Below are 7,713 nucleotides of genomic sequence, written 5' to 3'. Positions count from 1 at the left end.
CCGTACTTCTTACAAGATCAATGATGACCTGCCTGTTTTCCTGACATTAATTATGATAGCATCTGCCTTTTAACGTGTAAAGACCTTTTCTAAAAAAACTTTTTAAAATACAGAAAGGGGGATTACTCCCCCTTCTGACTTAAGCTTGAATCACTTCAAGACCACCCATGTATGGACGAAGCACTTCTGGAATAACAACTGATCCATCCGCTTGCTGGTAGTTCTCTAAGATCGCAGCAACTGTCCGACCGACTGCAAGGGCAGAACCGTTTAACGTGTGAACGAATTCTGGTTTTGCGTTCGCTTCGCGGCGGAAACGAATCTGCGCCCGACGTGCTTGGAAATCTTCAAAGTTTGAACAAGAAGAGATCTCACGGTAAACGCCTTGGCTTGGCATCCAGACCTCGATGTCGTATTTCTTCGCAGCCGTGAATCCGAGATCAGCTGTACACATGCTCAATACTTGATACGGAAGTTTTAGCTTTTTCAAGACTGTTTCCGCTTGTCCTGTTAACAATTCGAGCTGCTCGTAAGATTCTTCTGGTTTGACGAAACGAACGAGTTCAACTTTATTGAATTGGTGCTGACGGATCAAACCGCGTGTATCGCGTCCGGCAGAACCAGCTTCTGAACGGAAACATTGGCTGTATGCCGCATAGCCGATCGGTAACTGATCTGCTGTTAGGATTTCTTCACGGTGCATGTTCGTCACCGGAACTTCTGCTGTCGGTACGAGGAAGTAGTTCGTCTCTTCAATCTTAAAGGCATCCTCTTCGAACTTCGGCAATTGTCCTGTTCCTGTCATAGAGTCACGGTTGACCATGAGTGGTGGCAAGATTTCTGTGTAGCCATGCTGATCTTGGTGAAGATCCATCATGAAGTTGATCAATGCCCGCTCAAGACGTGCCCCCGCTCCGCGGTAAAAGACGAAACGGCTACCTGTTACTTTTCCGGCACGCTCGACATCGACGATTTTTAATTGCTCCATCAAATCCCAGTGCGGGACTGCTTCGAAGTCAAACGCTGGTTTGTCACCGACTTCACGTAAGACAACGTTATCGTCTTCAGAAGAACCGACCGGTACGCTGTCATGTGGAATGTTTGGAATACCGAGGAGCAGTTGGTTCAATGTCGCTTCAACATCGCGTAACTCGTCGTCAAGCGTCTTGATCTCGTCTCCAACACTACGCATCGCAGCGATCGCTTCATCCGCATTTTCTTTATTGCGCTTGAGTTCAGCGATTTTTTTCGTTGCTTCATTTCGTTCTGCTTTCAATACTTCTGTCCGCGCAATTAGTTCTCGGCGTTTCTCATCAAGTGCGAGGAAACGGTTCATGTCCGTCAAGTCCTCTCCTCGGTGCGCTAACTTTTCTTGAATGGCGTCAAAATCTTGGCGTAATCGTTTAATATCAATCATCTGTAATTCCTCCTTTATGTCATAAAAAAAGGCGACTCGTCTCTTTCCGGTATTCCTACCGAAAAGGGACGAATCACCTGGATCCGCGTTGCCACCCTCATTGCTAGACACATCTAGCCAACTTAAGACGCGATAACGGGCGTACCCGCACCTTGTTCGCAAGGTGTGCGATCCGGCTCGATTCAATCCATCGATCTGACTAGTTCACACCACCCACTAGCTCTCTTAACAGTATCGATACATCTACTTGGTCCGTTCATAGCATCTTTATGAGATTAGTCTTACTTTACACCATCGCCTTGGAAGTTGACAAGAGTCGATTGTTGAATCGCTTGTTCAATTTGCTTCGACCACGCTGTCCAAGCACGGACAAGACGTGTCGGAACACTCGCAAGTGGAACCGCAGTTGCGCTATATAAATTCACGCGGGGTGTCTCAAATCCTGGTAGATAGATCCCATCGTCCGCGACCTGCACCCTCCCAACGACTTCTTGTTTCGTTACGGGAGCCGTTGTTTTGGAGAAGTCGAACCGTGGTTCCCGCGTCTCCGCTTGTTTTAAGACCGTAACGTATAACGAACCGTCCGTGACGACGTCTAGCTTTCGGACGGTTGCCCCTTTAATCGGAAGAACGTCTTTGATCCGTTCCCCTTTTCCGTAATACGTCAATGGCTCAAACGTCGCAAAACCATAGTCGAGTAGCTTTTTCGTTTCCTTGAAACGGGCTTGATCGGAATCCGTTCGCATGACGACCGTGACAAGCGTCATATTATCCCGCGTCGTCACACTAGCGAAGCAATAACCGGCTAAATCAGTCGTTCCGGTCTTCATCCCCCGCATGCCGGCATATGCGAATTTTTCCTTCGTCAGCATCTTATTCGAGTTATTTAATACCTCTCCATCAAGTTTCATCTGTGTTTTGTTCGTCACATCCAGTGCATCCGGGTAATCCTTGATGTAGCGAATGACGAGTAAGGCGATATCGGTCGCTGTCATCAAATTCGTTCCTGGAAGGGTTGCATCGACAGCATCTAGACCAGAGGCATTCGCATACTCCGTGTCGTTCATTCCGAACTGTTTTGCTGTCTCATTCATCTTTTCAACGAACGTCGCTTCTGAACCGGCGACAGTTTCGGCTAGCATGACCGCTGCATCATTGGCCGATTTGATGAACGCCGCATTATACATCTCGCGAACCGTGTATGTTTTAGCTTTAACTGGAACACGCGCGATTCCGGACGTCTTCGCAAGCTTTAACACTTTTGCACTCGGCGTGATTTTTTGATCCCACGTCAGTTTTTTCAATTCGATTTGTCGTCTGACGAGGTAGAGCGTCATCAGCTTCGTCATCGAAGCAGGGGGCAACGAAACATCTGCTTCCGATTGAAGGAGGATTTTTCCTGTGACCGCATCGGCCATTATGTAAGACTCTGCTTGAATCGAAGGTGCTGCTTGTCCCGCTGTAGGAAATCCTACGACTAGGAGCACACTTAAACAGAGTAGTAAAATTCGTTTCATCGTGTCTCTCCTTCACTCAATCATTCGTTTTACGAATAGTGTAGCACAAAAGAAGCACCTGACAGTAGAACCTGTCAGATGCTTCCACGCTTTATGAACGGACGGACTGCCGCTGTTTGATTTTTTGTAAAAAATAGCGGTGCAAGCGATCGTCCTCTGTCAATTCAGGGTGGAACGAGCACGCGAGGTGTAATGATGTCTCGACGGCAACGATCTGGTCTTCGACTTTCGCAATCACTCGTGTTCCTTCCCCGACAGACAGAATCAATGGCGCTCGAATGAATACTGCCTCGATTGGCTCTTCAATCCCTTCAACCGGTAACAATCCTTCGAATGAATCGATTTGTCGACCGAAGGCATTTCGACGGACCGTCATCGAAATCGCGTTGAGATGACTCTGACCTGCTTCGACAGCGGTTGCGAGTAAAATCATTCCGGCACATGTTCCGAACATCGGTAATGTCGTCGCTTTTTCCCGAAGCGGTTCCAGTAATTCATAGCGTTCGATCAATCGACGCATCGCGGTCGATTCGCCTCCTGGTAAGACAAGTCCATCGAGTCCATCGAGATCGCTCACTTGTTTGACGAGAACGACATCGACACCAAGACCTTCAAGCTGCTGTCGATGTTCACGGACCGCTCCTTGAACATCAAGAATACCGATTACCATCCGCGTGTCGCCATCCGTTCCTCAAACGGCATCGATGTGACATCGATTCCTTTCATTGCTGTTCCGAGTCCTTTGGATAAAGACGCGATCCGTTCAAAATCATCTTTGTACGTAACGGCTTCGACAATCGCCCGAGCGACACGTTCTGGGTGTTCTGATTTAAAGATCCCCGATCCGACGAAGACACCATCTGCCCCTAGGTGCATCATGAGTGCGGCATCAGCTGGTGTCGCGACTCCACCGGCTGCAAAGTTGACGACCGGTAGACGTCCCTGTGTCCGAATATCACGTAATACTTCGTACGGCGCACCCCATTCTTTCGCAAATGTCATCAATTCATCTGGACTGACATGTAAAATCTGCTTCAATTGTGCTTGAATTTGTCGCATATGGCGAACAGCTTCGACGACGTTCCCAGTCCCAGGCTCGCCTTTCGTCCGAATCATCGCTGCTCCTTCTGCGATGCGACGAGCGGCTTCCCCAAGATCACGTGCGCCACAGACGAATGGCACAGTGAACTCCGACTTCAGTAAATGATATTGTTCATCTGCCGGAGTCAGGACCTCACTCTCATCGATGAAATCGACCCCCATCGATTCGAGAACACGTGCTTCGACGATATGACCAATCCGGCATTTTGCCATGACGGGAATTGAGACCGCTCCGAGTACTTCTTCCGTAATCAACGGATCTGCCATTCGTGCGACGCCTCCATCACGACGAATATCAGACGGAACACGTTCAAGTGCCATGACTGCAACAGCACCTGCTGCTTCCGCAATCTTCGCTTGTTCCGCATTGACGACATCCATGATGACGCCACCCTTTTGCATTTCAGCCATTCCACGTTTGACACGATCCGTTCCTTGTTGACGTTCCATATCCATTCCCCCTTGGTTGACTTTCACTCCTTTAGTATACGGAACGTTGACACTTTTAAAAGTATCAGTTTATGATGATTTCAACAGGTCAGTTTACAAAGAAGGAGTCAGATGAGATGGACATGCTATCATTTCAACTCACGCGCAACCAGGAAAAACCACTTTATGAACAGCTTTATCAACAGATCCGAAATGAAATCATTGCCGGTCGTTTAGCATACGGCACGAAATTACCATCCAAACGAAAACTCGGTCAATTTTTGAACTTAAGTCAAACGACGATTGAGCTTGCTTACCAACAACTCGTCGCAGAAGGATATGTCGAATCCATCTCACGTAAAGGTTACTTCGTTCTTGCCTATGAGGAACTCGCTTACGTCAAAACTTCACCCGTCATCGAACCACGTGTGACTAAAGAAAAACCGATCATCACGTATGATTTTCATCCAAGTAAGATTGAAGGGATCTCTTTCCCGTTCGCCCGTTGGCGAAAGTATGCCAAAGATATCATCGATACCGATCACCACCTACTTGTCTCACTCGGTCATCCACAAGGCGATCTAGCGTTACGCGAAGAGATTGCGACCTATCTTTATCATTCTCGTGGTGTCGTCTGTTCTCCTGAACAAATCGTCGTCGGTTCAGGTGTCGAGCAATTGTTGCCGCTCGTCCTCTTCTTACTGGGACGCGACGTCACGTACGGTATCGAGGATCCCGGTTATCATACGACACGCCTATTACTTGAAAATCATGAACGCATGATTGAACCGATTCGTGTTGATGCGAATGGATTACGGATTGATCACTTACAGGAATCAAACGTCGATGTCATGTATGTCACACCGGCACATCAATTTCCGTCCGGTAGCATCTTATCCGTCAACCGAAGACATCAGTTGTTAAACTGGGCAGCGATGGATCCGACCCGTTTTATCATCGAAGACGACTATGATAGCGAATTCCGCTACAGCGGTAAATCGATTCCGTCTTTGCACAACATGGACAGCAATCGTGTCATTTACATGAGTACTTTCTCAAAATCACTCATGCCTTCACTACGGATCGGTTATATGGTCTTACCCGAAGTCTTACGCGCACGGTATCAAACAGAACTATCACACTATACCTGTAGTGTCTCGCGCTTTGATCAAACGATCTTGACGCGCTTCATGAAAGAGGGCGACTTTGAACGACATCTCAACCGGATGCGTAAAGTCTATCGTCGCAAGCTCGACGTCTTAATCCAATCACTTCGCCGGATTCCTGCCTTACGATTGACCGGCGAAAGTGCGGGACTCCATGTCGTCGTTTCCGTAGCGAACGGGATGACGGAGCCGGAGCTCGTAAAGCGGGCACAACAACAAGGCATCCAAGTATATGGTCTCTCTCAATACGCCCAGTTACCGCTTCTCTCTGATACGCCTCAAATCGTCCTTGGATTTGCGAGTTTATCTGAGCAAGAGTTGATAGAAGGATTACGATTGTTGATGGACGCGTGGGATTTGCATAAATCATCATGAAAAAAGCCTCGCCTTTCTACTAGAGAAAGACGAGGCTTTTGTTTATTGACGTGTATAGTTCGATGCTTCTTTTGTAATTTGAATATCGTGCGGGTGGCTCTCTTGCAAACCAGCGCCCGTCATACGGATGAACTGTGTCTCTTCACGCAATTCTTCTAACGTTGCAGCACCACAGTATCCCATACCTGAACGAATACCACCAACGAGTTGGTACACCGAATCGCCGAGTTTACCACGGTAAGCGACACGTCCTTCGATTCCTTCTGGAACGAACTTCTTGTCTGCTTCTTGGAAGTAACGATCTTGGCTACCGCGTTTCATCGATGCTTCAGAACCCATACCACGGTATGTCTTGAATTGACGACCTTGGTAGATTTCCATCTCACCTGGGCTCTCTTCTACTCCTGCAAGTAAGCTTCCGAGCATGACAGCGTGACCGCCAGCAGCAAGTGCTTTTACGATATCTCCAGAATACTTGATGCCACCGTCAGCGATGATCGAGACACCATGTTTCCGTGCTTCTGTCGCACAATCGAAGACGGCTGTGATTTGTGGTACACCGACGCCTGCGACAACACGTGTCGTACAGATCGAACCAGGTCCGATACCAACTTTGATGACAGATGCACCAACTTCAATCAAATCGCGTGTTGCTTCTGCCGTCGCAACGTTACCCGCAATGATTGGTAAGTTTGGATATTCTTCACGAAGTTCACGTACTTTGAGAAGAACACCTTCTGAGTGACCGTGTGCCGTATCGACGACGAGTGCATCGACACCTGCATCGACAAGGAACTTCGCGCGCGTCGAAGCGTCTTTCGTTACGCCGACAGCTGCTGCGACGAGTAAACGTCCGAACTGATCTTTCGCAGCATGTGGATACTGTTCGACTTTTTCGATATCCTTTGTCGTAATCAATCCTTTTAATACACCGTTCTCATCAACGAGTGGTAACTTTTCGATGCGATGTTTGTGGAGAATCTGTTCTGCTTCGGCAAGGGACGTACCAACTTTTGCTGTCACGAGTTCTTCTGTCGTCATCACCGTTTCAATGACAGTCGAGTAATCCTTGACGAAACGAAGATCACGGTTCGTCAAAATCCCTACTAATTTACGCTCTGTTTCGTTATTAACGATTGGAACACCAGAGATGCGGTACTTACTCATCAAATACTCAGCATCGTAGACTTGACGCTCTGGCGTCAAATAGAACGGATTCGTGATGACACCATTTTCAGAACGTTTGACGCGATCGACATGTTCTGCTTGTTCTTCCATTGACATATTCTTATGAATGACACCAAGACCACCTTGACGTGCCATTGCGATTGCCATCGGTGCTTCTGTGACGGTATCCATCCCAGCACTGATCAACGGAATATTAAGTGTGATCCCTTCACATAGCGTGACAGATAAATCAACGTCGCGCGGTAAGACACTCGAACGACGGGGTACGAGTAAGACGTCATCAAACGTCAAACCCTCTTTAGCAAATTTGTTCTCCCACATGTTATCCACTCGCTTTCTCTTTTATAAAAGAATATTGATGTTATGGTAACAAGCAGAGGGTGTCATGTCAATGACTCGACCAATAATCAGAACAGTCTGAAGTTTCACATAACACAAAAAGACCGACCTGCAATCTGCAGATCGGTCAAGTGCCTGGCAACGTCCTATCCTCACAGGGGGAAGCCCCCAACTACTTTCG

6 protein-coding genes and 1 other annotated feature are annotated in these 7,713 nt (G+C 47.8%); of the genes, 1 reads left to right on the top strand and 5 read right to left on the bottom strand.

The features are described from left to right. Positions 1 to 139 precede the first annotated feature (139 nt). The 4 genes from serS to pdxS all read right to left on the bottom strand — a co-directional run bounded on the left by serS (position 140) and on the right by pdxS (position 4,485). A complete protein-coding gene (serS, locus tag KNQ11_RS16490; RefSeq protein ID WP_050679050.1) occupies positions 140 to 1,417 on the bottom strand; it encodes a serine--tRNA ligase in 1,278 nt (425 codons plus the stop codon). A gap of 61 nt (positions 1,418 to 1,478) precedes the next feature. Continuing rightward, positions 1,479 to 1,686: a binding site (T-box leader), on the bottom strand. Between the two features lie 12 nt (positions 1,687 to 1,698). After that, positions 1,699 to 2,934 (bottom strand): D-alanyl-D-alanine carboxypeptidase family protein, encoded by a 1,236-nt coding sequence (locus KNQ11_RS16485; protein ID WP_214772675.1) that lies wholly within the window; start codon positions 2,932 to 2,934, stop codon positions 1,699 to 1,701. Positions 2,935 to 3,025: 91 nt separating this feature from the next. Then, positions 3,026 to 3,604 carry a pyridoxal 5'-phosphate synthase glutaminase subunit PdxT gene (gene pdxT / locus KNQ11_RS16480; protein WP_064299183.1) on the bottom strand — a complete coding sequence of 193 codons (579 nt, stop codon included), beginning with the start codon at positions 3,602 to 3,604 and terminating at the stop codon, positions 3,026 to 3,028. After that, complete coding sequence (gene pdxS / locus KNQ11_RS16475) at positions 3,598 to 4,485, bottom strand: pyridoxal 5'-phosphate synthase lyase subunit PdxS (protein WP_214772673.1); 888 nt, start codon at positions 4,483 to 4,485, stop codon at positions 3,598 to 3,600. Before pdxS ends, pdxT begins: the two co-directional genes overlap by 7 nt. A 71-nt stretch (positions 4,486 to 4,556) precedes the next feature. Here pdxS and pdxR point away from each other — a divergent pair, with 71 nt between their 5' ends. After that, positions 4,557 to 6,005, top strand: coding sequence for a MocR-like pyridoxine biosynthesis transcription factor PdxR (gene pdxR / locus KNQ11_RS16470; RefSeq protein WP_353049822.1), 1,449 nt, complete (start codon positions 4,557 to 4,559; stop codon positions 6,003 to 6,005). Between the two features lie 42 nt (positions 6,006 to 6,047). Here pdxR and guaB read toward each other — a convergent pair whose 3' ends face one another. Then, positions 6,048 to 7,514 carry an IMP dehydrogenase gene (gene guaB, locus KNQ11_RS16465; RefSeq protein ID WP_214772671.1) on the bottom strand — a complete coding sequence of 489 codons (1,467 nt, stop codon included), beginning with the start codon at positions 7,512 to 7,514 and terminating at the stop codon, positions 6,048 to 6,050. Between the last annotated feature and the right edge of the window lie 199 nt (positions 7,515 to 7,713).

Origin of the sequence: Exiguobacterium sp. s39 (assembly GCF_018618925.1) — a bacterium.
In the GTDB taxonomy this organism is placed as follows: Bacteria; Bacillota; Bacilli; order Exiguobacteriales; family Exiguobacteriaceae; genus Exiguobacterium_A; species Exiguobacterium_A abrahamii.
Note: the sequence above shows the minus strand (reverse complement) of the source record. Positions and strands in the feature narration are given on the sequence as shown.